Origin of the sequence: Segatella copri (assembly GCF_024330485.1) — a bacterium.
Taxonomy (GTDB): Bacteria; Bacteroidota; Bacteroidia; order Bacteroidales; family Bacteroidaceae; genus Prevotella; species Prevotella copri_L.
Map to the genome: position 1 here is coordinate 369,564 of NZ_JANDWX010000001.1, position 23,900 is coordinate 393,463.

The following is a 23,900-nucleotide window of genomic DNA, read 5'->3' on the forward strand; positions in this document are numbered from 1 at the left end:
CCGTACCTTTGCACCCAGATAATAAATGAAACGTAAATCAATAGAAATCATTAAGAAGAAATGAAGAAAATAATCATCTTATGTTTCGCGCTCGGAGCTTTCCATACACTTGGCGCACAGGAGACGCTTACGCTCAGCCAGTGCCTGCAGATGGCAGTGGATAACAACCTGTCGCTCCAGAGCAGCCGAAACGAAATAGCTAAGGGAAAGTACGCTATCAGCGAAAATCAGGCTAAACTCTATCCGCAGATCAATGCGGTGGCACAGCTCAACGACAACTTTACGCCGCCTGTTTCGGTTACCGACGGCTCGGCTTACGGCAAGCCTTATAATGTAACCAAGACGTTGCAGTATAATGCTTCGGCGGGTGTACAATTGCAGATGCCGCTGTATAACCAGATGATTCTTACCGCCATCGACATTACCAAGATAGCCGATAAACTCAACCAACTCTCTTATGAGAAGGCGCGTGAAGACCTCATCGTGCAGACTGCCAAGATGTATTACATGGCGCAGAACACATCTGAGCAGATTCGTCTGACGGATGACAATATCAGGCGACTGGTAGAACTCAGAAACATCACCCAGGCTTTCTATGATAACCAGATGAGTCTGGAGGTAGATCTGAAGCGAGTGAATCTCAATATCGAGAACCTCACCGTGCAGCGCGATAACGCCATCGCCATGCTCGAACAGCAGTATACCATGCTCAAGTATGTGATAGATTATCCTGCCGAGAAGGAGATGAAGGTGACAGCCGTAGATCCGGGAAAGATAGAGATGGTGAAGGCTGACGGACTGGATACGGGACTCTACGAACTCCAGTTGCTGGAACAGAAGAAACAACTCACGCAGAAGCAGACCAAACTAGCCAAGGACGGTTATCTGCCATCACTCTCGCTGACTGGAAACCTGATGTATTCTGCCTTTACCGATAGGATTGATCACTGGATTCATTCGGGCGAATCAAACCACTGGTATGGTTCCAACGGTCTGGGCATCCAGCTGAGAGTGCCTGTATTCGATGGTTTTGAAAAGCGTTCTAAAATCAGAAAGGCGAAGATAGAGGAGGAGAATGCACGCATCGGTTACGAGGACGCCCTGAAGGGACTGCAGGCAAACTATATGAATGCGGTGAGCGAGGTGAACAACAGTCAGCGCAACTACAAGAAACAGTTTGATAATTATACCATGGCGCAGGATGTTTACAACGTAACAGCCGACCAGTATAAGGAGGGTGTGGCTTCGATGACAGCGGTGCTGCAGGACGAGATGCGCATGAGTGAGGCGATGAACAATTATCTTACAGCCTACTATCGCTACAAGGTTGCCAATCTCTCGCTGCTCAAGCTGACTGGACAGCTCAACCAGATTTCGGTTGCTAAATAACGGAGAAGAATAAATCATTAAAAAATAAAATATAAACAGGAAAACGGGATGTAAAAAACTTTACTTCATATTCCCTGATTCCAAATTACAATAAAACTATGGAACAGAACGAAAATAAAAATGTAGAAACAGCAGAGGCTACACAGGTATCTCACGAAGAAACCAGGAAGAAACTCAAGAAACAGCGCGTAAGACAGATTATCGCCAGTCTGATAGGTGTTGCTATTCTGGCTTTCGGACTCTGGAAAATCGTATGCCTCTTCCTCGATTATAACTCTAACGAAACGAGCAATGATGCTCAGATAGAGCAATATATCTCACCGGTTAATCTCCGTGCATCCGGCTATATCGCCAAGGTATGCTTCAGAGAACATCAGGAAGTACACAAGGGAGATACCCTCCTTGTGCTCGACGACCGTGAGTATCGTATCCGTCTGATGGAGGCTGAAGCTGCCCTCAAGGATGCCAAGGCAGGAGCCAATGTCATCAACGCTACAGAGCAGACCACCGAGACTTCAGCTTCTATCTATCAGGCATCTATCGATGAAATAAATGTACGACTTGCCAAACTCGCCAAGGACTGCGAACGCTATCGCAACCTGGTAGAAAAGAAGGCGGCTACTCCTATCCAGCTCGAACAGCTGGAGGTGGAATATGCAGCCACCAAGAAGAAACTCGAAGGGGTAAAGAAGCAGCAGGCTGCTGCCTATAAGGGAGTAAACGAGGTAACTACCCGCAAGCAGAATGTGGCTGCCTCCATCGAGCGTGCCGAGGCTGCCGTAGAGATGGCAAAACTGAATCTCTCTTACTGTGTGGTTGTGGCCCCTTGTGATGGTAAACTGGGTCGCCGCTCTATCGAGGAGGGACAGATGGTAAATGCAGGAACCACCATTACCTACATCATTCCAACCAACAACAAATGGGTGATTGCCAACTATAAGGAAACCCAGATAGAGAATCTCTATGTAGGACAGAAGGTGCGTATGACCGTAGATGCCATCAGTAACAAGGAGTTTGAGGGTACGGTGACCGCCATTTCTGGTGCTACCGGTTCGAAATATTCGCTGGTACCTACAGACAATTCGGCTGGCAACTTTGTCAAGATTCAGCAGCGTGTGCCTGTAAGAATCGATTTCAACAACCTCAGCAAAGAGGATAATGAGCATCTTGCTGCCGGCATGATGGTGGTTGTCAAGGCTGAGAGAAAGTAAAAAACAGCTAGATGGAAATGAAGTAATATATGGAAGAAGAATATAAGAATTATCCGTTTTATGATTGGGTGCCCAAACCGCTCGGCATCATCTTCATGATCATCCTCTTCGTGCCGATGATTACGATGAGTGGTGTCTATTCTGCCAACAGCGGCGAGATGATGAGCGGGCTCGGCATCCAGTCGGAATACATCGCCTTTGCGGGCTTCTGCACCTCTATAGGAATGGCGGCTTTCTCGCCGTTCTTCTATGAACTGGTGTGCATCCGTAGAGAGAAGATGATGTGCATCGTGGGCTTCTCCATTCTCTTTATCCTCAGTTTCGTGTGTGCCCAGACCGACTCGCTGTTCATACTCGGACTGTGCAGTCTGCTGATGGGTTTTGTCCGCCAGACGCTGCTGATGGCGCACCTCTTCGTGCTCATCAGATATGGTTTCGGAATAGAGGCTACGAGGAATATCACGCCGGGATGTGAGCCTACTACCGAGGAAGCATGGGATGCGGTAGATTCGGAGAAGATGGTTTCGCAGCCGGTCATCTATCTCTTCTTCATGATTATCGGACAGTTGGGAACCTGGCTAACGGCATGGCTTGCCTATGCCTATGAGTGGCAGTATGTTTATCATTTCATGATGGCATTCATGCTGGCAGGCATCATCATCGTGTTCTTCACCATGCCTTACCATGAGTATCCGATGCCTAAGTTCCCGATAACGATGTCGAAGTTTGGCAATGTTACGGTGTTCAGTATCATGCTCTGTTCGTTTGCTTATGTCATGGTTTTCGGTAAGACACTCGACTGGTTTGATGATCCTACCATCCGTTTCTCTTCGGTGGTCTGTCTTATCTTTACCGCTCTGTTCATCTATCTGGAGAAGACGCGGCGTTCACCTTATTTCATCATGGAGGTGTTCCAGCTCAGAGTCATCAACTACGGCATCCTGCTCTTCTTCCTGCTGATGGTCTGCAATTCGAGTGCCATGTTTGTCAACGTGTTCACCAATGTGAGCATGAAGATAGATAACTGGCAGAACGCCACGCTAGGCAACTGGGTGATGGTGGGCTATACCGTGGGACTGATATTTGCCGTCATCGCCCGAGCCAAGAATGTTCACCTGAAGTGGATGTACTGTCTGGGTTTCCTCTTTATCGGAGCCTATGCGCTGTACATGTATTTCGAGGTACAGAACGACGGTATGTATGAGCGTATGAAATGGCCTATCATCATCCGTTCTACGGGAATGATGCTGCTCTATTCGCTCATCTCCACGATAGCCAACCAGCGCATGCCTTACCGTTTCATGTCAACCTGGGTGTGCATCATGCTTACTGTTCGTATGGTCATTGCCCCTTGCATCGGCTCGGCGCTCTATACCAATGTGCTGCAGCACAGGCAGCAGTATTATGTAACCCGCTTTGCCCAGGATTACGACCGCACGAGCATCGAGACGGCGAAGACTTACGACCAGACGGTGAGAGGCATGCAATATCAGGGCAAGAGTGTAACCGAGGCACAGAACATGGCTGCCATGAGTACGAAGGGAAAGGTACAGGTACAGGCCACGCTGGTGAGCATCAAGGAGATGGCTGGCTGGACCTTCTACGGCTGTCTGCTATGTGCCGGACTGATGCTCGTTCTCCCTTGGCGCAAGCGCAATATCAGGGAACTGACGCGTGAGTATCTGCTGAAGAATGTAGATGTGAAATCCCTGGGAAGAAGGTAGGGGAGTGCTAAAATATCATAAAAGATACAGGCTGCTCATCTGATGAATGGATATTTTTGTTATCTTCGCAGTTAAATCTGAAGATAACAGACCCATATTCATCATGAAAATAACAGATAATATCATCATATACGAGGCTCAGGAGTTTCCTCAGCTGTTGATGCAGCCTTTCTACTCCGACTATGTCGGAATCGTAATCTGTCATCAGGGGATGTTCCGTTTCTGCGTAGACGGAACATCCTTTGTTGCATCTGAGGGTGAAACCGTTTTCCTCTCCAAAGGAGTGATGTTTCATGTGCAGGAAACGGGCAAGAACCTTAAATATACCCTTCTTTTTTACCGTGCAGAACAGATTCGGCACATGTTGGGCAATACCGTGGTTACCATGCGTCTTTATGCTACGATTTATCCCAAACCCTGCCATGTCAGGACGACGGGCTATGAGGATATGCTCACTTCCTATGCCCTGATGCTGAGGAAACTGGAGCTGGAAAAAGAGAAGAGTGGTGAACTGGATGCCTATTGTGTGCATGAGCAGAAACTGTTACTGATGGCTGTTACGTACCGTTTGTGCAGCATCTTCTCGGCATCGTTCAAGGCTGCCGGCAAGGAGATGGAGAGGAAGATAGCCATCTTTGAGTCGCTGGTGCTGCTGATAGAGAAGAATTATATGCGTGAGCGCAGTGTGGCTTTCTATGCAGACGAACTTTGTCTTACACCGAAATATCTGTCGGTACTGGTCAAGTCAGTTTGCGGTCAGACGGTCCAGCAGTTGCTTTTCAAGGCGATGATCCGTCGCAGTATCTATCTGATGAAGAACACCACGAAGACGATACAGCAGATAGCCAATGAACTCAGTTTTCCCAATGCTTCAGCCTTCGGAACCTTCTTCAAGAAACATACCGGTCTGTCGCCTAAGCATTACCGTAATTGGGAAGAGGGGAATGAACCGCCTTCTTTCAAATAAAGATTTCATCCTATACCTATAAAATAAAAAAGGGACAGAGGAATTGTGCTGTCCCCTGTCCCGAAACTGTGATATAACTAAAACAACTGAGCGAAAGCTTCGGCTGTCTTTCCTGTATAGGTCTTCATCTCTGTAACCGGCTTGTAACCGAAATCCTTGAAGGCAAGGAGCTGTGTGGCAACAAACTGGTGGTCGTCAGAGATGCAAGCCTGTAACTTCATATTACCCATGCTGATGGCAGAAACAGGGAAGTTGCTGATCGCTGTTTCTACATCCTTAGGGGCTGCACTGAGGATGTTCTCAAGCTTTCTGCCATCCTCTGCAGAATATTCCTTCTCTTTTATCTTAATCACGCTGTTGGTAGGTTGATAGATGAGTTTGACTGTCAAACCCAAGAAACCTTTCTTTACCTGTACATCCTGGAGTGCCAAAACATCAGCACCCATCTCTAAATGATTAATCTTTGCCATAATTTTATACTGTTATTTGCTTATTCTTAATTCTTGAAAAATAATATATATTGAACTGTTTTTTGTTTTGAATAGGGGTGTAACCAGTCTTATCGCAAATCTTAGGAAAGATGCGATAAACCTATATGAAATTTTAAAAAGAGAAAAGAATAAGCACTAACAGAGCAGATGTCGCAGGCAAATGACATAATACTTGCTGGCGACATCAAAGTGGATTGGGGCAGTTTCCTGTCGGAAAGGCTCCATGCCACCTTCTATAGCTGATAAAAGGGATGATAAATAACGGATTCTATTTGTAAGCAATCTACTGGCAGTCTGACTGTTGTGCATGTTGCCACTTGGCAATAAGCGCTGCGGACGGCTGCTACAGATGCGGTAAGCAAGCTGTGAGGCGTTTTCAAGCTGTGCCTCAGGCTGGCTCTTGTCATACTCAACTTTTGTCAAACCATCTTTCTTATGGCTTGCATCTTCGGTATAAGAATCCTCGGGAGTAAAAGAAATAGAGGCAGCAGATACCTCTCCATAGCCTGAGAAGACCATGGACACCAGAAAAAGGATGTATAGTATCAACTGCCTCATATTAAATATATTATGGTATCAGGAGAATTTCCTGATACCGGTGATGATTAATAACTTCTTGCGATGATGACACGGGCTACGGCTGGCTTGCCGCTTACCATGTCGACACCTGGAGTCTGTTCGTATGCGAAAGGCACGCAGCGGATGGTTGCCTGAGTCTCCTCCTTAATCTTAGCCTCGGTCTCGGCTGTACCGTCCCAATGGCAGAGGAAGAAACCACCGTTCTTCACACGCTCCTTGAACTCCTCGTAGTTGTCGCACTCGTAAACGTGAGCATCACGGTAAGCACGAGCCTTCTCGAAGATATTCTTCTGGATGTCTTCCAACATATTCTTTACGCGCTCTACGATGCCGTCGAAGCTTACGTTCTCCTTCTCCAAGGTATCACGACGCATAATCTCGATGGTGTTGTTCTCCAAGTCACGGCCACCCATAGCGAGACGAACAGGAACACCCTTCAACTCATAGTCAGCGAACTTGAAGCCAGGACGCTTGGCAGGGTTATCATCATACTTCACGGTGATGCCCAACTCGCGGAGCTGGTCGATGACAGGCTGCAACTTAGCAGTAATCTGAGCCAACTGCTCGTCGCCCTTGTTGATAGGAACGATAACCACCTGGATAGGAGCCAGCTTTGGAGGCAATACGAGACCGTTGTCATCGCTGTGAACCATGATGAGGGCACCCATCAGTCGGGTAGAAACACCCCATGAAGTAGCCCATACATACTCAGGCTTGTTCTCCTTGTTCAAGTATGTTACATCGAAACTCTTGGCGAAGTTCTGACCCAGGAAGTGAGAAGTACCACTCTGGAGAGCCTTGCCATCCTGCATCATTGCCTCGATGGTATAAGTGTTCAGGGCACCGGCGAAACGCTCAGTCTCACTCTTCACACCCTGCAATACTGGAACACCCATGTAGTTTTCTGCAAAATCAGCGTAAACCTTGAGCATCTCCTGAGCCTTAGCCTCAGCCTCTTCCTTAGTGGCATGAGCGGTATGACCCTCCTGCCAGAGGAACTCAGAAGTACGGAGGAACGGACGGGTACGCATCTCCCAACGCATTACGTTACACCACTGGTTGCAGAGGATAGGGAGATCACGCCATGAATGGATCCAGTTCTTATAGGTGTTCCAGATGATAGTCTCAGAAGTAGGACGGATGATGAGCTCCTCATCGAGCTTTGCGTTAGGATCCACCTCAACCTCTTTGCCATCCTCTGTAGAACGGAGGCGGTAGTGGGTAACTACGGCACACTCCTTGGCGAAACCTGCCACGTGCTCAGCCTCACGAGAGAAGAAACTCTTCGGGATGAGGAGAGGGAAGTATGCGTTCTGTACACCTGTCTGCTTAAACATCTTGTCGAGCTGCTGCTGCATCTTCTCCCAGATAGCGTAACCGTATGGTTTGATAATCATACAACCACGAACTGGTGACAACTCAGCGAGATCAGCCTTTACTACCAAATCATTGTACCACTGACTGTAGTTGTCAGCGCGCTTGGTTAAATTCTTGAGTTCTTTAGCCATATTGCTTTTTTCTATTTATTTTGTTTTTTATTTCTTCTGTTACTTATATATTAAGGTATAAGCATGAGCCCCTTCATCATCTGCTGCCGGCAGTTCATCTGTCTGCAGGTGTCTGAAATCCTACTTTTAGGGATTTTCCACCCCCAAATAGGTGATTTCCTAGCTCTATTTCGACAAATACCCTTAAATTTGCATGCAAAAATACAAAAAAATATTAGAAAACTCTCCATTATGGAGAAAAAAGAGTTATCTTTGCAATTAAATAACATAAATATAGGAGATTTTAAAATGAAAAAGACTAATTTTGCAGTTGCAGGCCTCTCTTTGTGCTTGCTTTTCTCAAGTTGTGGAACCAATCAGAAGACTGGTACAGCAGTAGGTGCCGGTTCTGGTGCAGCTTTGGGTGCTCTCGTTGGTGGATTGCTCAATAATAGCCATCGTGGTACAGGTGCTCTCGTAGGTGCTGCTATCGGTGCAGCTGTTGGTGGCGGTGCTGGTAACCTCATCGGAAAGCACATGGATAAGGTAAAGGCTGAGGCTGAACGGGTGAAGAATGCACAGGTTGAGACTGTAACAGATGCCAATGGCTTGTCTGCCGTTAAGGTAACATTTGCTTCTGGTATTCTTTTCCCTACTAACGGTTCTACTCTCAGCAGCAGCGCAAAGACTGATTTGGCTCAGTTTGCCGGTGTATTGAAGAACAATACCGACTGTGAGGTTTCTATCCAGGGTTATACCGATGCTACAGGTAATGATGGTATCAACTTGCCATTGAGCCAGAAGCGTGCTGAGGCAGTTTACAACTATCTCGCTTCTTGCGGTGTTACTAGCCGTCAGGTAAAGAATGTTCAGGGTTTTGGTTCTGCTAACCCTGTTGTTAATACTACTGCTGCTTGTGCCCAGAACCGTCGTGTAGAGGTTTACATGTATGCTAGCCAGGCTATGATTAACGCAGCCAACAACGGTACATTGAAGTAATAACTTTATGCTCCCGGAAGGGAAAAACTAAATAGATGATTTTGAATAAAATCAAGAATATTGTAAAATGGGTGGTGGTGCTGTTTTTCAGTACCACCATTCTTGCTGTAGTGGCATATAGGTTCATTCCTGTGTATGTCACTCCTCTGATGTTTATCCGATGCTTCCAGCAAGTAGCTGATGGAGAGAGTATTACCCTGCATCATCATTGGGTTTCGATGGATAAAATTTCGCCTCACATGCCTGTGGCGGTGATGGCGAGCGAAGATGCGAGATTCCTGAAGCATCACGGTTTCGACTTCAATGCCATCGAGAGTGCGGCGAAGAATAATGCACGTGGCGGAAAGGTGCATGGGGCAAGTACCATCAGTCAGCAGACCGCTAAGAATGTCTTCCTGTGGCCTGGCCGTTCATGGACCCGCAAGGGATTTGAGGTCTACTTTACCTTCCTCATCGAAATGATGTGGAGCAAGCAGCGCATCATGGAGGTTTATCTCAACAGTATTGAGATGGGACCGGGTATCTATGGTGTGGATGCGGTTGCAGAATATCATTTCGACAAGAAAGCGAAAGATCTGTTTCGTGGCGAGTGTGCGCTGATAGCAGCTACACTTCCTAATCCGCGCAAATTCAGTTCGCTGCATCCTAGCGCTTATATGAAGAAGCGCCAGCGACAGATAGAACATCAGATGAGATTTATCCCTACCTTCCCTCGTGAGGGCGAAGATTTCGACCCGGGCACGGCTGTTGGCGGATATAGGGGGAAGTAATGAGTGAGTAGTGATTAGTTATTAATGATTAGTTATTAGTTATTAGTGATTATTTTTCCGGCTAAATATTGATTCATGGATTTACTGAAAGACTTGAACGAAGCGCAGCGTGCTGCGGTAGAATATATTGACGGACCTTCGCTGGTGATAGCCGGTGCAGGTTCGGGTAAAACGCGTGTGCTTACATATAAAATAGCTTATCTCCTGAGCCAGGGCATGAAACCCTGGAGCATCATGGCGCTCACCTTTACCAACAAGGCAGCAAGGGAGATGAAGGAACGTATCGGAAAACTGGTGGGAAATGATCTCGCCCAGCATCTCTATATGGGTACCTTCCACAGCATCTTCTCCCGAATCCTGAGAGCGGAGGCTGAGCATATCGGCTTCAACAACAACTTTACCATTTATGACGAAAGTGACTCGCGCTCGCTAATCAAGGCGATCGTGAAGGAGATGGGGCTGGATGATAAGAAGTATAAGCCTGCTGCCGTTCATGCCAAGATTTCGATGGCGAAGAACAACCTGATGAGTGCTGCGGCTTATGAGAGCGATGCGGCTATCTTCGAGCAGAACAAGCGTGCGCAGATGCCTGAGGTTGGTAAGATTTTCGTGGCTTACGTGCAGCGCTGCAAGCAGGCTAATGCCATGGATTTCGATGATTTGCTGACGCTTACCTATCAGCTCTTCAGGGAACATGAGGATATTCGCCACAAATATGCCGCCCGCTTCGATTATGTCCTGGTGGATGAGTATCAGGATACCAACCACGTTCAGATGTCTATCGTCATGCAACTCTGTCAGGAGAAGCAGCGTGTTTGTGCCGTGGGTGATGACTCGCAGAGTATCTATAGTTTCCGTGGTGCCAATATCGATAATATTCTCAACTATCAGCGCCAGTTTCAGGGCACGCGTCTCTTCAAACTGGAACAGAACTACCGCTCTACCCAGACCATCGTTGAGGCGGCTAACAGTCTGATTAAGCATAACCGCAACCAGATTCCTAAGGATGTGTTCAGCGAGAATGCGAAGGGTGAGAAGATTCAGTATAAGCCTGCTTACAGCGACAAGGAAGAGGCGGCGATTGTAGCGAAGGACGTGAAGCGTATCCGGCGCGAGGATGGCTGCCAGTATAGTGATTTTGCCATTCTCTACCGCACCAATGCCCAGAGCCGCAGCTTCGAGGAGGAGTTCAGAAAGCAGGGGATTCCTTATCGCATTTATGGCGGACTGAGTTTCTACCAGCGCAAGGAAATTAAGGATATTATTGCTTATTTCCGTCTGGTGGCGAATCCTGATGATGAAGAGGCTATCAAGCGTATCATCAACTATCCGGCACGAGGAATAGGGGCTACTACGGTGCTGAAGATTGCTGACTGTGCCCATCAGAACCAGGTGAGTTTCTGGGAGGTAATCGGTGCCCCTGAGCGGTATGGACTGGCGGTTAACAAGGGTACGATGAACAAGCTGGAAACCTTCAGATTGCTGATTTCTTCGTTTATCGAACGGGCTCAAACTACGGATGTCTATGAATTGGGTGATGCCATTATCAAGGAGAGTGGTATCAGTCAGGATATCATGTCGGGCAAGGATGCCGATGATCTGGCACGTCAGGAGAACCTGGAGGAATTCTTGAGCGGTATGTCGGCTTTTGTGGAGGAACGCCGTGAAGAGGGTAGGTTTGATGAACTCTTCCTGCAGGATTATCTGCAGGATGTGGCACTGCTTACCGATGCTGACAGCGATGGTGATAAGGATGAACCTCGTGTTTCTCTGATGACGGTTCATGCTGCCAAGGGTCTGGAGTTTCCTACGGTTTTCGTGGTTGGTTTGGAAGAGAATATCTTCCCAAGTCCGCTTTCTGCTGCTTCGCTCCGAGAACTGGAGGAGGAACGGAGATTGCTTTACGTTGCCATTACGCGAGCTGAGAAACATTGTATCCTGACGAACGCCAAGAACCGCTGGCGATATGGCAAGATGGAGTTTGATAATCCGAGTCGTTTTATCGATGAGATTGACGGCAAGTTGATTGATTGCCAGGATGAGGATGGTGGAAGCTTGTTTGGCTCTATGTCTGAATCAAGGCTTGGTTCAAGGTCTGGTTCGATGTTTGGCTCCAGAGCTGATTCGATGTCTGACCAGCCGGAGTGGGTGAGAGCACAACGTCCTCGCAGACCGTGGGAGGATGCTGAGCAGCCTAGATACAGTAGCAGGTATCAGAATTCCAAACCGGTAGCATCGCAGTTTGTGGCAGATCCTAAGCCTTCTCTCTTTGATGATGAACCAGAGACTTCACATACTTCCGGACGCTCATCTGTTTCCGGACGCTCATCTCTCTCTGAAGGCAATTTCAAGTCTGTAAGAGCGCTGAATGCAGCTAAGCGTTATATGGAGACGCATTCTTCTCATCCTGCTTCTCGCGGTACTGGATCTTCTGCAGCATCAGTTTCTTCTTCCACAGCTTCATCTGCTGGCAGTTCTTCTTGCGGTTTACAAGAGGGAATGAAGATTGAACATCAGCGTTTTGGACGGGGAACAGTATTGAAGATTGAAGGTACTGGTGAGAATACGAAGGCTACGGTTGAGTTCGTTCATTCTGGCACCAAACAGCTTCTGCTGAAATATGCCAAGTTTACGGTAGTAGATTAAGTTCTGTAGTCTGATGTTTATATTTATAGGTTTATCCTGTTTTGAAGTTCTCTCTTACAGGTAGAATCTTATAATATAGATAAAGAGTTATAAAAATAGATTGGGCAAGACCATCTCTGGTCTTGCCCTTTTTGTTTCTATATACTATAAATTGAAAAAGCGTCCCCGCAGTAGCCTCACGGTCACTACAGGGACTTATAATTACTAACATCTAACTTTAGCATTTTTGTTTAAACTTAAAAACAAATTCTTTATGAGAGTAATTTCTCCATTATCTATAAACATAAACCAAGTATCTCATATATTGCAAGTAACTTGTATCCTGCAAATATCTTGTATTCTTAAATGCAAGTTCTTAGAAAAGTTAAACCCATAGACCAGTATCTCTACTAATATCTTGATTATTTTTATTTTATTGCTTTTTGTCTGTTTAATATTTAATACTTTTAAGTTCACAATGCAAAGATATAAAAAAAATGGGTAAACTCCAAATTAATTTTGCTTTATTTTGTATTAAATGGCTTTTATTGTACTTATGCGGCGGTTTTTAAGGATTAACCGGCAAAGTTAAAGAGGGTGTATCATAAACAATCAAATGCTTTATGATACACCCTCTTTCTCAGGATTCTGAATATTGTCGTGTTTATAACGCTTCGTCTTCAGGACGTGGCATCTGTGTCTGGGGCTTCTGTTTCTTGCCTGACTTCATGAATAGTTTCTTCTTCTTGAGCCATGCAGCCTTGCGTATTTCGTATTCTTCGCGATGACGCTCCAAAAAATTATCTGCCATGTTTCGTTTCCTTTTTTACTTTGCGTTATGAATGCTTATTCTTCTTTAAACTTACTGTAAATCACCTTTATCTGTATAGGACTTGTCTCCTTGCCGTTGCTGTCGGTGGTTATTACACCTCTTTTCAGTCGGGTAGAAGCGAGTGACATATCGTGATTAATCTTGGAGATGACGGTAGTATAGCCCTGTGTGGTTGTGATGACGTTTACAGGAACCAGTACTACTTTATTCCAGTTTTCCCCCTTGCCCTTGTTCTTATACATGGCAGAAACCAGGTTGGCGATATTCTGGAATGTATAGGCATTCTTGTAGGTGCCGGTATTGCTGTAGCTTGCCGTATAAGAAGTACGGTTGTCAGCCAACTTGCTCTTTTCGAAGAACGACTGCAAACTGTCTTTCTGAACCATCAGGATGGTGCTTGGTGTAGCAAAGTTGTATGGGTTGTCTTCGTTTTCATTGTTGAGTCGTGGGAAAGAGATGGTAGCTGTGTTGAGCGTATCCTTCTCATGTCCCTTCATGATATCTTCGATAGGGAGGGTAACCTCGGTGAAGATACCTGCCGGTGACTTGAGATAAGTACATTTCTCCTGATCCTTACTTGCCAACTTCTTCAAGTTCTCGGTATCGTTCTCAATCTTGTTGAGCTGCAATACCTCTTCTGTACCATCGAAACGGTTGTATCCGATGCTTACAGCTGTACTGTCTGTAACGCCGTCCTTTGCCTTGATGATCTTGTGGCGGGTCCAGTAGAAGATAAGCTCTGTATTCCAGATCTTAGCCATGTTACCCGTACCGCCTACGTTCTTGATATAGAAGCCAGGGCAGACGTTGTGCAGGAACTTGTAGTTGGTCTTGAAGTACTCAGGATGTTCAGCGTATGTCTGCATGATGTAAGAACCATAGTTCTTGTATGTCTTACCATCTTTCGTCGTGTACTTCTTATTCAAGTAAATCTTGAAGTTCTTGACATCTGATGTATTGCTCAAGTTGTAATTACTGCTCCAATGCTGGTTGTTTTCGCTTACCCAGCCTTCCTTGAAGGCATCATAATTAGAGTAATACTCCTTATCTTCTGACATCGGCTTTGTCATCTCATAGGCTGTCACCTTCATTGGGGCAATGGTATCGCCGTAGCTGGCATTGTATGAAACCAAGAGGTAGCATGAGTCTGCTTCGATAGAACCTTTGTTTGCCTGCTTGATGTAATCGAGTGTATCTACAGAGAAAGTAGGCAGTACGCTCAACTGGGTCATGTAGTCGCCCTTTACATAGTTGCCGGTTTCCGGGTCTTTCATCTTTCCGATGAGCCCCGTGTTGTTGCGGCTCAATACGGAATCTGCTACTATAGACTTTGTGGTAACATTGAACGCTGAGTTAGAAATGTTAATGTTGTCTATCTTATTAGTGATGCTACCACCGATTCCCTCGGTGGTATCATCACATGCAGCGAAAGTAAGCGCTGCTATTACTAATACTGTTAAGAGTCTTAAAATTTTCATTATCCTTGTATGTATGTGTCTCTGTTGTCGGAATCTTATTCTGCGTCAGGACAAACCTTGTTGATGAAGTCTGCGTATGGCTCCTGGATATCTTCTCCCGGATACGCCAGTACAGGCTTGTTCTTCTCCTTCGCATAATCAAAGAGAATCTGGTTAGCTTCTTCTTCACCTTCTACCACACCGTCGCTATAGTCGATGGCGAGTTTGCCGAGCTCAATGAAGTTGAAGTCGTCCTGATAGCTGTCGAGCAGTTCAGACTTGGCATCGCGGAAGGCAACGCAACGTTTGAAGTTGGTACCCAGTTCACCCTTGAGTTCGTTGGTATAGAGAGCGGTAATCACCTTTGATTCTGCAAATGAAGGCTCTTCGCTGTAGGCTGTCTTTACATAGAATGGCACTACTGCGCTAGCCCAACCCTGGCAGACGATTACATCAGGCTGCCAGCGGAGCTTCTTGACGGTTTCCAATACACCACGTGCAAAGAAGATAGCTCTTTCTCCGTTGTCGGCATATTCTTTTCCGTTTTCATCGGTGCCCATCTGGCGGCTCTTGAAATAGTCGTCATTATCGATGAAATAAATCTGCTGTCGTGTTGTTGGTATAGATGCAACCTTGATGATCAGCGGATGGTCTGTATCATCTATGATAAGGTTCATACCAGACAGGCGAATGACCTCGTGCAATTGTCCGCGACGCTCGTTGATGGTGCCCCACTTAGGCATGAAGGTGCGGATCTCAAAACCTGCTTCCTGCATCTTCTGAGGCAGTTCGCGTCCCATGATTGACATGTGAGACTCGGCTACGTATGGGTCGATCTCCTGATTGATAAATAATACTTTTTTTGCCATAAAATTTAAATTTTATTCTTACGAATTACGTGCAAAGGTACAAAAAAAACTTCAAATAGGGGCATTTTTTCTCCGAAATTCATTATTTTCGGCAATAATTCGCATATTTTTAGGTTTTTTCTTTCTCATTTGAGAAAAAAGTTGTTATTTTGCACCCGAAAACAGATTATGACGATGAAAGTATTCAATAAGATTGTTGACCTCCAGAACGAACTCTTCATGTGTCGTAAGGAGGGAAAGGAAATCGGCCTTGTGCCAACTATGGGTGCGCTGCATGAGGGTCACGCCTCTCTTGTTAAGCGCAGTGTAAAGGAAAATGGCGTGACTGTAGTTTCTGTGTTCCTGAATCCTACACAGTTTAATGATCAGGGTGACTTGGATCGCTATCCTCGTACCCTCGATGCTGACTGCAAGCTCTTGGAGGCTTGTGGTGCTGACTATGTGTTTGCACCATCGGTGAAGGAGATGTATCCTACACCTGATACACGCCACTTTGAGTTTCCACCTGTTTCTACCGTGATGGAGGGTGCCAAGCGCCCGGGTCATTTCAATGGTGTATGTCAGGTAGTGAGCCGTCTTTTCTATATCGTTCGACCAACTCGTGCTTATTTCGGTGAGAAGGATTGGCAGCAGATTGCTGTCATCAAGCAGCTCGTGAAGTACATCAACAGCGATGTGCAGATTGTGGAGTGTCCTATTGTCCGTGATGAGGATGGTTTGGCTAAGAGCAGCCGTAATACTTTGCTGGCTCCTGATGAGCGTGCCATTGCGCCAAACATCTATAAGGCCCTGAAGGAGAGTGTGGAGTATGCCAAGACTCATACTGTACAGGAAACTCACGATAAGGTGGTTGCCGACATCAATGCTGTAGAGGGTCTGGAGGTAGAGTATTTCCAGATTGTGGATGGCGACAGCCTGCAGGATGTTTCTTCATGGGAGGATAGTGCATACGTGGTAGGTTGCATCACCGTTTATTGCGGTAAGACTCCTATCCGTCTCATCGACCATATCAAGTATAAAGGATAAATTCCTCTATAGATATTCTTTATTAAGTTTAATCCGTAACAGATCAAGTAATAACAGAACAATGCAGATAGAAGTATTGAAGAGTAAGCTCCATTGTGTGACCGTAACTGAGGCTAACCTGAATTATATGGGTAGCATCACCATCGATGAGGACTTGATGGACGCTGCCAATCTGATTGCAGGCGAGAAGGTTCAGATTGTAGACAACAACAATGGTGAGCGCTTGGAGACCTATATTATCAAGGGTGAGCGTGGCAGCGGTTGTATCTGCCTGAACGGTGCTGCAGCCCGCAAGGTGCAGGTGGGCGATACCGTTATCATCATCGCTTATGCCCTGATGGACTTTGAGGAGGCTAAGACCTTCAAACCAACCGTGGTTTTCCCTAAAGAGGGAAATAAGGTTTAATCCCAACACGCCCTGCATCGCGTTTTGGTTTTCTTCCCCACACGCCCTGAAAGGGCAGAAGCTCCTAGCCCAGGGCAACACCCTGGGTTAACATGTAAGCAACAATGTCGCCCTGTAAGGGCAAAAGCTTTAAAATTTCAAAAGCTTTTGCCTTTGCAGGGCGATTATATTTTATTCTTCGAGAAATGACTCATGATGAACCTGCCTCCGAAACTCAACACCAATACGATGATGGTGAGTACCACAGCAGCGGCGTAGGCTCTGTTCTGAACATCCTCCTGCGGGGCGCTCAACTGGAAGAACACGCTCAATGGGAGGGTGGCTGCCTGCTGGTTCAGTCCATGAGGAATATGATCGGAGAATCCTGCCGTAAACATCACTCCGGCACAATCGCCAATGGCTCTACCTATACTTAATAAGGTGGCGGTAGCGATGGCTGGGGCTATCTGTCTCAGTACTACACTGATGGTTTCTATCCTCGTGGCACCCAGACTGTAGGAGGAATCGAGTATCTCCTGCGGAATCGTCTTTGCCACTTCGTCCATCGAACGGATGAGTATCGGAACGATGAGCAGGGTGGTGACGAGAATACCTCCGCCCAGCGATGCCCTGATGCCCAGCCAAACCATCAGCGTAAAGGCAAAGGAGCCATATACGATGCTAGGAATTCCGAAGAGGGTATCATAAGCCAGACGGGCGATGTATCCGAATTTTGAATTAGGCTTGAGATATACATTCATATAGAACACTACGGGCAGCGAGATAAGCAGACCGAGCAAGGTAGAGCCGCCCACGATATAAAGGCTGCCCACGATGGCATTGAGGAATCCGCCCTTGCCGCCCAGATAGAAGCCGCCGCTAGGCAACTGGCTCACCATCTCCCAGGAGAGCACAGGAAAGCCTCGCTTAAAGATGGTCCAGAGAACGCTTAGTACGAAGAAGCCCACAATGCCTATCGACCCGAGCATCAGTAATTTCACAATTCTTTCTTCCAAGTATTTCATAAGCCTTTTTTTACTCTTTTACCTTTAATAGCACGATTCTCGACCCGAGATTCAAAATAACTACCACGAAAAACAGCAGGAAGGCGGCAAACATCAGGGCGCTGTCATAAAGCGGAACTGAAAGCATTTCACCATAATTGTTAGCGATGAGTGCCGGTATCGGGTAGCAGGCATCGAGCACGCTGCCCGGAACGATGGCGAGGTTTCCGCACACCATCAGTACAGCTATCGTTTCGCCCAGCGTTCGGCTCAGCGCCAAGACTACAGCGGCAATCATTCCCGGTCGTGCCTTTCTCAGCACAACATGCTTGATGGTTTGCCATTGCGTGGCGCCCAGCGAGAGCGAAGCTTCTCTCAAATCTGTTGATATGTTATCGAATATCTCCATAAACAGACTCACCAGAAGCGGGATGATCATCACGCTCAATACGATGCCGCCCGCCAGAACCGTATATCCCGAAGAAAACTCCACGAAGAGGGGAGCAACATGTTTCGAAACCCAAGGCACGATGAGTAGGCTCCCCCATACGCCATAGATGACGGAAGGCAATCCGGCAAGAATATCGAGCAGCGGATATACGTATTTCCGGATGCTGCGGTGGGCGTATTCCGTGAGATAGATGGCCATGAGTAGGGAGATGGGGAGGGCGATAAGAATGGCGAGTGCCGTACACCAGAAGGTGCCGGCGAGGAAAGGCAGGAATCCGAACTTGCCTTCCATCGGTCGCCAGTTGCTCTCCGTGAGGAGTTCCCACAGATTATACTGGCTCAATATCGGTTCCGACTTGATAAACAGTCCCACCGCCATGATGATTACCAGGAATATGGAGGCGATGGTCAAGAGAAACATCACCTGTCCTGCTATCTTATCCTTTGCTATTCTATAATCCATACTCGTATTATTTTTCTTTTCCAAGAATTATTTGAGCAGACTAGCGCCCAATCCCAACAGTAGAAATACTGCTGCCTCTAAAATGTTGATGATTAAATTCTTCATGCTCATTCCCTTCCTAAAACATTTGAATTTACTTTCACTTCGTCCGTCGAACGTTGTTTCTTCACTCTTCGTTCTTCACTCTTCACTTAACTTAACTCCTAGCTTCTCTGATGCAGTCCGCATTCTCTATGCTCCGGCGATTCCCACCACCATCTTCCGGCTCGGATATCCTCGCCTGGCTTGATGGCCCTTGTACAAGGTTGGCAACCGATGCTCGGATATCCCTTGTCCTGCAGCTTGTTATAAGGCACATGATGCTTCTTTACATATTGCTCCACATCCTCTTCGCTCCAGTTGATGAGCGGGTTCACCTTAATCAGGTTATGAATGTCGTCCCATTCCACTACCTGCATATCCTTGCGGGTTACGCTCTGCTGCTTTCTCAATCCGCAAATCCATACATCCAGTCCCTGCATCGCCCGCTTCAGCGGTTCTAACTTTCTAACCTGACAGCAGCGGTGTCGGCTTTCTATCGAATTATAGAAGAGGTTGATGCCTTCTTCCTTCACCATCTGCTGCACCGCCTCATAGTTTGGAAAGAATACTTCCAGGTTGATGCCATACGTCATGATGGTCTTGTCGATGAGCTGGTAGGTCTCCGGGAAGAGTCTGCCTGTATCGAGTGTGAAGATGCGGGCAGACTTATCTATCTTCACGATGATGTCGGTAAGCGTCTGGTCCTCGATGCTGAGGGAAGAAGAAAGAGCGATGCGCCCTTTGAATGCCTGAAGGAAATAACCGACAATATCCTCGGCAGGCGCATCGCTGAATTTCTTATTGAGTTCCGGAACCAAATCCTTTATATTACTTTGAACTTTGATCATTGAACTTTGAACTTTATGATTACTCTATATTACTTTGAACATTCAACATTCAACATTTAACATTCAACATTATTTAATAAGTCCCGCTCCCACGGTCTCGTTCGTATCCGGGTCGATGAAGATGAGGCTGCCTGTTACCTTATTCTCCGTATATTTATCGAATACCAATGGGTTGGCGGTGTGGATGGTGATCTCGGCAATATCGTTCATCTTCAATTCCGATACTCCTTCTTCCTTCTCCAAGGTGTTGATATTGCGGCGATAGTTGATGCTGCGAATCAAACCCTGGGTCTCGAAGGTTGCCTGACGGATTACGTATTTGTTTCTTACGGCAGCAGGGCGCTCGTTGAACCAGCAGACATCCAGCGTGATATCCTGTTCGATGCTAGGCTGCTTCTCATCTGCCTTTACGAGGGTATCGCCACGCGAAATGTCGATATCATCGTTTAGCGTCAGGGTAACGCTCATTGGGGCATACGCCTCCTCCAGGTGTTCCTCTACGAAGTCGATGCTCTTCACGGTGCTCTCCGTGCCCGATGGTAATACTCTTATCTTGTCGCCCGGACGGATGATGCCGCCGCTTACTCTGCCCGCATAACCGCGGTAGTCTGGGAACTGGCTGCTGATAGGACGAATCACATACTGTACAGGGAAACGGAAGAAATCGCTCATCGTCTTATGACCTACCGGAACGGTCTCCAGATAGTTCAGCAGAGTAGGTCCCTCATACCAAGGAGTCTTGTCGCTCTTGTTCACCACGTTGTCGCCATCCTTGGCGCTGATAGGGATAAATACCACGTTCTTGATATCCAGCGCCTCCGACATCTTCTTGTAGTCGGCAACAATCTTGTCGTATACATCTTTACTGAAATCAACCAGGTCCATCTTGTTGATAGCCACCAGAATATGTGGTATGCCGAGCAACGAAGAAATATAACTGTGGCGAACAGTCTGCTCCAATACACCATGACGTGCATCGATGAGAATGATGCTCAAGTCGGCAGTACTAGCACCCGTTACCATGTTGCGGGTATACTGAATATGTCCCGGAGTATCTGCGATGATAAACTTGCGTTTCGGTGTAGCAAAATAGCGGTAAGCCACATCGATGGTGATGCCCTGTTCGCGCTCAGCACGGAGACCATCTGTGAGCAAAGCCAGGTTCACTTCTTCATTACCGCGGCTCTTGCTAGCAGCCTCTACCGCCTCCAACTGGTCTTCGAAAATCGACTTGCCATCATAAAGCAATCTTCCTATCAAAGTACTCTTTCCATCGTCCACGCTGCCCGCAGTAGAGAAGCGGAGCAGCTCCATATCTAAATAACCTCTATCCATGTTTCTTTTAATGTTAAGTGTTTAATGTTTAATGTTTAATGTTAAGTGTTAAATGTTAAGTTGTTTGCTGTATATGACTGCTATGCTAATTCAACATTCAACATTTAACATTCAACATTGAAAATTAGAAGTATCCCGCCTTCTTGCGGTCTTCCATTGCCGTTTCGCTTCGCTTGTCATCGGCTCTTCCTCCACGTTCTGTCACACGTGTTGAAGCTATCTCGTCGATGATATCCGCTACGGTTGTCGCCTTCGATTCCGTGAGTCCGGTGCAGGTAATGTCACCGATGGTGCGGCAGCGAACCAGCTTCTTTACCACTTCTTCTGTAGGCTTGCGCTTGATGCAAGGCAGGGCTGCGAGCCATTGTCCGTCGCGGTTGAATACCTCTCTTTCGTGGGTGAAGTAGAGCGAAGGCATCGGGATGTTCTCCAGGAAGATATACTGCCATACATCCATCTCGGTCCAGTTGGAGATAGGGAACACACGGAAGTGTTCGCCCATATTCTTTCTGCCGTTGAAGATGTTCCAGAGTTCTGGGCGCTGGTTCTTCGGGTTCCATTGTCCGAACTCGTCACGATGACTGAAGAAGCGTTCCTTGGCACGGGCCTTCTCCTCATCTCTTCGTGCGCCACCGATGGCAGCATCGAATTTATATTCCTCCAGGGTGTCGAGCAGGGTAGTGGTCTGCAGCTTGTTGCGGGAAGCATAATAACCTGTTTCCTCCTTCACTCTTCCCTTGTCGATGCTTTCCTGCACGCTGCCCACGATGAGTTCGGCTCCGAGTTTCTTCGCCAGTTCATCACGATACTGGATGGTTTCCTCGAAGTTATGTCCTGTGTCTATGTGCAACAGCGGGAATGGAATCTTTGCCGGATAGAATGCCTTGTAGGCGAGATATGTAATCACGATAGAATCCTTGCCACCCGAGAAGAGGATGACTGGACGTTCGAACTGGGCAGCTACTTCGCGGAGCACGTAGATAGATTCTGCCTCCAGTTCCTTGAGATGTTTGATAGTCTTATTGTCCATAATCTATGTCTTTTTTTATTATTATTTTCTGGGTGCAAAGGTACTGCGATTTCCCCACTTGGGCAATACCACATGGGGAGTAAAAAGACTACCATACAGGGAGTAAAGAACATACCATACATTTGGTATAAGGCTGCCAAACGTATGGTATGTATGATGGATTAGGATATGTATCCTATATATAATAAGGTGTAATTGGTATAGACCTATTAAAATAGTATCTTCATTTTATTGCTAAATAATTATAAAGAAGTTGTTAGTATCAAATAAAAAGAGTATATTTGTACAATATAAAATTAATAAATCATGGCATTACCAATAAATATAGAAAGCCTTCTTAGTGGAAGTGCAGTAGAAAGCAACCAGCTTGAATACAAGGAAGGTTGGAATCCAGATACAATATATCGTAGCATCTGTGCCTTTGCCAATGATTTTGAAGACACTGGTGGTGGGTATATCATTGTTGGTGTAAAGGAGGAACGCGGTCATGCTGTTCGTCCTGTTTTAGGTGTTAATCCTAATTTGATAGAACAGATAGAGAAGGATATGGTTGGTTACAATAATCTTATCCGTCCATACTATCAACCTCGTCTTTTCATTGAAGAGGTTGATGGCAAGACTATTCTTGTAATCAAAGTGACGGCAGGAGAACGCCGTCCATATAAGGTGCCTGATCGTATTACTGCAAAGCAGAAGGACTTCAACTATTATATCCGCTATAATAGTAGTAGCATTGTGCCGAAAGATGAGTATGAACGTGAGCTGATAAATTTGGCTAATCGTACTCCTTTTGACGACCGTGGCAATGATCAGATAAGTCTTAGGGATATTTCGGCTACTTTGTTGAGAGACTTTCTTGTTGAAGTAGGTAGTGATTTGGCTGATCAAGATCTATCGGGTGAAAACTTGAAAATAGTTCTTGACCAAATGGACTTGTTGGAAACTACACCAGAAGGCTTCAAGGTCAAGAATGTTGCTGCGATGATGTTCTGTGAGCATCCTGAGAAATTCTTCAAAATGACCCAGGTTGAAATCGTGATATTCCCTAAGGGGAGATTACAAGATCCTGATAATATGATAGAGGTTGCACCGATAAGGGGTTGTGTGCCTAAGATGATTCGTGATACGATGAATTATCTCAAGACAAATATTATTCAGAAGACAATTCATAAGCCAGAGAATACAGAACGTTCCGTTGTTACATATAATTATCCTTATCAAGCTTTGGAAGAAGCTGTCGTAAACAGCCTTTATCATCGCAGTTATATTGAAAGAGAACCTGTTGAGATAACTATCGAACCAGATAAGATTAGTATTCTCAATTTTGGAGGACCTAATCACACAATATCTATGCAGGCTATAAAAGAAGCTCGTATGCTTCGTTCTCGTCGATACACAAACCGCCGATTGGGAGAGTTCTTAAAGGAATTGAATTTGACAGAGGGTAGAGCTACGGGGATTCCTACTATTCAGCAGAAGTTGCAGGAAAACGGTTCGCCTCGTGCAATAATTGAGACCGATGAGGAACGTACATATTTCTTAATAGATATACCATGTAATTTAGACTATATCGGTGTGCCTATTGGTAAAGAATGCAAGAAAGAATGCAAGAAAGAATGCAAGAAAGAACTGTCTGAATTACAGATGCTTATCATGGGGGCGTTGTCTGAGAATGCTAAGTTAACAATACCAGAATTAGCAAGAAAGATGGGCATATCTGCAAGAAAGATTTCTCAGGAACTAAAGTCTTTACAGGAAGAATTTCAGGTCTTGAAACGTGAAGGAGGTCGCAAGAATGGTTATTGGGTAGTATTGAATGAATGACGTATAAAACGTATTATAATATACATATATTTCTGTACGATAGCAAGTGCTTTC

General features: G+C 46.1%; 21 protein-coding genes. 10 read left to right on the top strand and 11 right to left on the bottom strand.

Features of this window, described 5'->3' with window-relative positions:
- Positions 1-60: 60 nt before the first annotated feature.
- The 4 genes from NNC77_RS01460 to NNC77_RS01475 all read left to right on the top strand — a co-directional run bounded on the left by NNC77_RS01460 (position 61) and on the right by NNC77_RS01475 (position 5,291).
- On the top strand, positions 61-1,389 hold the full coding sequence (locus NNC77_RS01460; protein WP_254969794.1) for a TolC family protein: 1,329 nt from the start codon (positions 61-63) through the stop codon (positions 1,387-1,389).
- Between the two features lie 98 nt (positions 1,390-1,487).
- A complete protein-coding gene (locus NNC77_RS01465; RefSeq protein WP_119226685.1) occupies positions 1,488-2,600 on the top strand; it encodes an HlyD family secretion protein in 1,113 nt (370 codons plus the stop codon).
- Between the two features lie 29 nt (positions 2,601-2,629).
- Entirely contained in the window at positions 2,630-4,324 is a 1,695-nt protein-coding gene (locus NNC77_RS01470; protein ID WP_254969792.1) for an MFS transporter, read from the top strand.
- A gap of 103 nt (positions 4,325-4,427) precedes the next feature.
- Entirely contained in the window at positions 4,428-5,291 is an 864-nt protein-coding gene (locus tag NNC77_RS01475; RefSeq protein WP_254969791.1) for a helix-turn-helix domain-containing protein, read from the top strand.
- Positions 5,292-5,368: 77 nt separating this feature from the next.
- Here the strand turns inward: NNC77_RS01475 and NNC77_RS01480 are convergent, their stop codons facing one another.
- From NNC77_RS01480 to proS, 3 genes are all read right to left on the bottom strand, one after another.
- Positions 5,369-5,761: a hypothetical protein gene (locus NNC77_RS01480; protein ID WP_254969790.1), complete on the bottom strand. Its 393-nt coding sequence runs from the start codon at positions 5,759-5,761 to the stop codon at positions 5,369-5,371.
- Between the two features lie 156 nt (positions 5,762-5,917).
- Positions 5,918-6,340, bottom strand: a complete 423-nt coding sequence (locus NNC77_RS01485) for a hypothetical protein (protein ID WP_254969789.1) — start codon at positions 6,338-6,340, stop codon at positions 5,918-5,920.
- Positions 6,341-6,387: 47 nt separating this feature from the next.
- Entirely contained in the window at positions 6,388-7,869 is a 1,482-nt protein-coding gene (gene proS, locus NNC77_RS01490; RefSeq protein WP_022120928.1) for a proline--tRNA ligase, read from the bottom strand.
- A 288-nt stretch (positions 7,870-8,157) separates the two neighbouring features.
- Between proS and NNC77_RS01495 the strand changes: the two genes are divergently transcribed.
- From NNC77_RS01495 to NNC77_RS01505, 3 genes are all read left to right on the top strand, one after another.
- Positions 8,158-8,847 (top strand): OmpA family protein, encoded by a 690-nt coding sequence (locus NNC77_RS01495; RefSeq protein WP_117726992.1) that lies wholly within the window; start codon positions 8,158-8,160, stop codon positions 8,845-8,847.
- A 35-nt stretch (positions 8,848-8,882) separates the two neighbouring features.
- Complete coding sequence (gene mtgA / locus NNC77_RS01500) at positions 8,883-9,617, top strand: monofunctional biosynthetic peptidoglycan transglycosylase (RefSeq protein WP_118140705.1); 735 nt, start codon at positions 8,883-8,885, stop codon at positions 9,615-9,617.
- A gap of 75 nt (positions 9,618-9,692) precedes the next feature.
- Entirely contained in the window at positions 9,693-12,263 is a 2,571-nt protein-coding gene (locus tag NNC77_RS01505) for an ATP-dependent helicase (RefSeq protein WP_254969788.1), read from the top strand.
- Between the two features lie 643 nt (positions 12,264-12,906).
- Here the strand turns inward: NNC77_RS01505 and NNC77_RS01510 are convergent.
- Genes NNC77_RS01510 through NNC77_RS01520 form a run of 3 tightly spaced genes read right to left on the bottom strand, consistent with a single transcriptional unit; the run spans position 12,907 to position 15,400 of the window.
- Positions 12,907-13,053 (bottom strand): hypothetical protein, encoded by a 147-nt coding sequence (locus NNC77_RS01510; protein WP_022120923.1) that lies wholly within the window; start codon positions 13,051-13,053, stop codon positions 12,907-12,909.
- 35 nt (positions 13,054-13,088) lie between these two features.
- Positions 13,089-14,552 (bottom strand): DUF4270 domain-containing protein, encoded by a 1,464-nt coding sequence (locus NNC77_RS01515; protein ID WP_254969787.1) that lies wholly within the window; start codon positions 14,550-14,552, stop codon positions 13,089-13,091.
- Between the two features lie 35 nt (positions 14,553-14,587).
- Positions 14,588-15,400: a glycogen/starch synthase gene (locus NNC77_RS01520; RefSeq protein WP_118151913.1), complete on the bottom strand. Its 813-nt coding sequence runs from the start codon at positions 15,398-15,400 to the stop codon at positions 14,588-14,590.
- Positions 15,401-15,574: 174 nt separating this feature from the next.
- On the opposite strand from NNC77_RS01520, the gene panC reads away from it, so the two are divergent.
- Entirely contained in the window at positions 15,575-16,426 is an 852-nt protein-coding gene (gene panC / locus NNC77_RS01525) for a pantoate--beta-alanine ligase (RefSeq protein ID WP_022120920.1), read from the top strand.
- Positions 16,427-16,487: 61 nt separating this feature from the next.
- Positions 16,488-16,832, top strand: a complete 345-nt coding sequence (panD, locus tag NNC77_RS01530; protein WP_117692769.1) for an aspartate 1-decarboxylase — start codon at positions 16,488-16,490, stop codon at positions 16,830-16,832.
- A gap of 164 nt (positions 16,833-16,996) precedes the next feature.
- Here the strand turns inward: panD and NNC77_RS01535 are convergent, their stop codons facing one another.
- The 5 genes from NNC77_RS01535 to cysD form a co-directional block, all read right to left on the bottom strand.
- Complete coding sequence (locus NNC77_RS01535; RefSeq protein ID WP_234563759.1) at positions 16,997-17,836, bottom strand: PstA family ABC transporter permease; 840 nt, start codon at positions 17,834-17,836, stop codon at positions 16,997-16,999.
- Between the two features lie 10 nt (positions 17,837-17,846).
- Entirely contained in the window at positions 17,847-18,728 is an 882-nt protein-coding gene (pstC, locus tag NNC77_RS01540) for a phosphate ABC transporter permease subunit PstC (RefSeq protein WP_119230060.1), read from the bottom strand.
- Positions 18,729-18,931: 203 nt separating this feature from the next.
- Complete coding sequence (locus NNC77_RS01545; protein WP_234563758.1) at positions 18,932-19,657, bottom strand: phosphoadenylyl-sulfate reductase; 726 nt, start codon at positions 19,655-19,657, stop codon at positions 18,932-18,934.
- Between the two features lie 69 nt (positions 19,658-19,726).
- Positions 19,727-20,992: a sulfate adenylyltransferase subunit 1 gene (locus tag NNC77_RS01550; protein ID WP_234563757.1), complete on the bottom strand. Its 1,266-nt coding sequence runs from the start codon at positions 20,990-20,992 to the stop codon at positions 19,727-19,729.
- Between the two features lie 124 nt (positions 20,993-21,116).
- Entirely contained in the window at positions 21,117-22,025 is a 909-nt protein-coding gene (cysD, locus tag NNC77_RS01555; protein ID WP_371318253.1) for a sulfate adenylyltransferase subunit CysD, read from the bottom strand.
- Positions 22,026-22,328: 303 nt separating this feature from the next.
- On the opposite strand from cysD, the gene NNC77_RS01560 reads away from it, so the two are divergent.
- Positions 22,329-23,846 (top strand): RNA-binding domain-containing protein, encoded by a 1,518-nt coding sequence (locus NNC77_RS01560; protein ID WP_234563756.1) that lies wholly within the window; start codon positions 22,329-22,331, stop codon positions 23,844-23,846.
- Positions 23,847-23,900 lie beyond the last annotated feature (54 nt).

Excerpts from the sequence above, each read along its gene's own strand:
- NNC77_RS01460 (WP_254969794.1), top strand. The coding sequence starts at position 61 with ATGAAGAAAATAATCATCTTATGTTTCGCGCTCGGAGCTTTCCATACA.
- NNC77_RS01545 (WP_234563758.1), bottom strand. The coding sequence starts at position 19,657 with ATGATCAAAGTTCAAAGTAATATAAAGGATTTGGTTCCGGAACTCAAT.
- NNC77_RS01470 (WP_254969792.1), top strand. The coding sequence starts at position 2,630 with ATGGAAGAAGAATATAAGAATTATCCGTTTTATGATTGGGTGCCCAAA.
- NNC77_RS01505 (WP_254969788.1), top strand. The coding sequence starts at position 9,693 with ATGGATTTACTGAAAGACTTGAACGAAGCGCAGCGTGCTGCGGTAGAA.
- panD (WP_117692769.1), top strand. The coding sequence starts at position 16,488 with ATGCAGATAGAAGTATTGAAGAGTAAGCTCCATTGTGTGACCGTAACT.
- proS (WP_022120928.1), bottom strand. The coding sequence starts at position 7,869 with ATGGCTAAAGAACTCAAGAATTTAACCAAGCGCGCTGACAACTACAGT.
- NNC77_RS01480 (WP_254969790.1), bottom strand. The coding sequence starts at position 5,761 with ATGGCAAAGATTAATCATTTAGAGATGGGTGCTGATGTTTTGGCACTC.
- NNC77_RS01520 (WP_118151913.1), bottom strand. The coding sequence starts at position 15,400 with ATGGCAAAAAAAGTATTATTTATCAATCAGGAGATCGACCCATACGTA.
- NNC77_RS01515 (WP_254969787.1), bottom strand. The coding sequence starts at position 14,552 with ATGAAAATTTTAAGACTCTTAACAGTATTAGTAATAGCAGCGCTTACT.
- NNC77_RS01535 (WP_234563759.1), bottom strand. The coding sequence starts at position 17,836 with ATGAAATACTTGGAAGAAAGAATTGTGAAATTACTGATGCTCGGGTCG.
- NNC77_RS01475 (WP_254969791.1), top strand. The coding sequence starts at position 4,428 with ATGAAAATAACAGATAATATCATCATATACGAGGCTCAGGAGTTTCCT.
- NNC77_RS01465 (WP_119226685.1), top strand. The coding sequence starts at position 1,488 with ATGGAACAGAACGAAAATAAAAATGTAGAAACAGCAGAGGCTACACAG.
- NNC77_RS01485 (WP_254969789.1), bottom strand. The coding sequence starts at position 6,340 with ATGAGGCAGTTGATACTATACATCCTTTTTCTGGTGTCCATGGTCTTC.
- NNC77_RS01560 (WP_234563756.1), top strand. The coding sequence starts at position 22,329 with ATGGCATTACCAATAAATATAGAAAGCCTTCTTAGTGGAAGTGCAGTA.
- mtgA (WP_118140705.1), top strand. The coding sequence starts at position 8,883 with ATGATTTTGAATAAAATCAAGAATATTGTAAAATGGGTGGTGGTGCTG.
- NNC77_RS01550 (WP_234563757.1), bottom strand. The coding sequence starts at position 20,992 with ATGGATAGAGGTTATTTAGATATGGAGCTGCTCCGCTTCTCTACTGCG.
- NNC77_RS01495 (WP_117726992.1), top strand. The coding sequence starts at position 8,158 with ATGAAAAAGACTAATTTTGCAGTTGCAGGCCTCTCTTTGTGCTTGCTT.
- NNC77_RS01510 (WP_022120923.1), bottom strand. The coding sequence starts at position 13,053 with ATGGCAGATAATTTTTTGGAGCGTCATCGCGAAGAATACGAAATACGC.
- panC (WP_022120920.1), top strand. The coding sequence starts at position 15,575 with ATGAAAGTATTCAATAAGATTGTTGACCTCCAGAACGAACTCTTCATG.
- pstC (WP_119230060.1), bottom strand. The coding sequence starts at position 18,728 with ATGGATTATAGAATAGCAAAGGATAAGATAGCAGGACAGGTGATGTTT.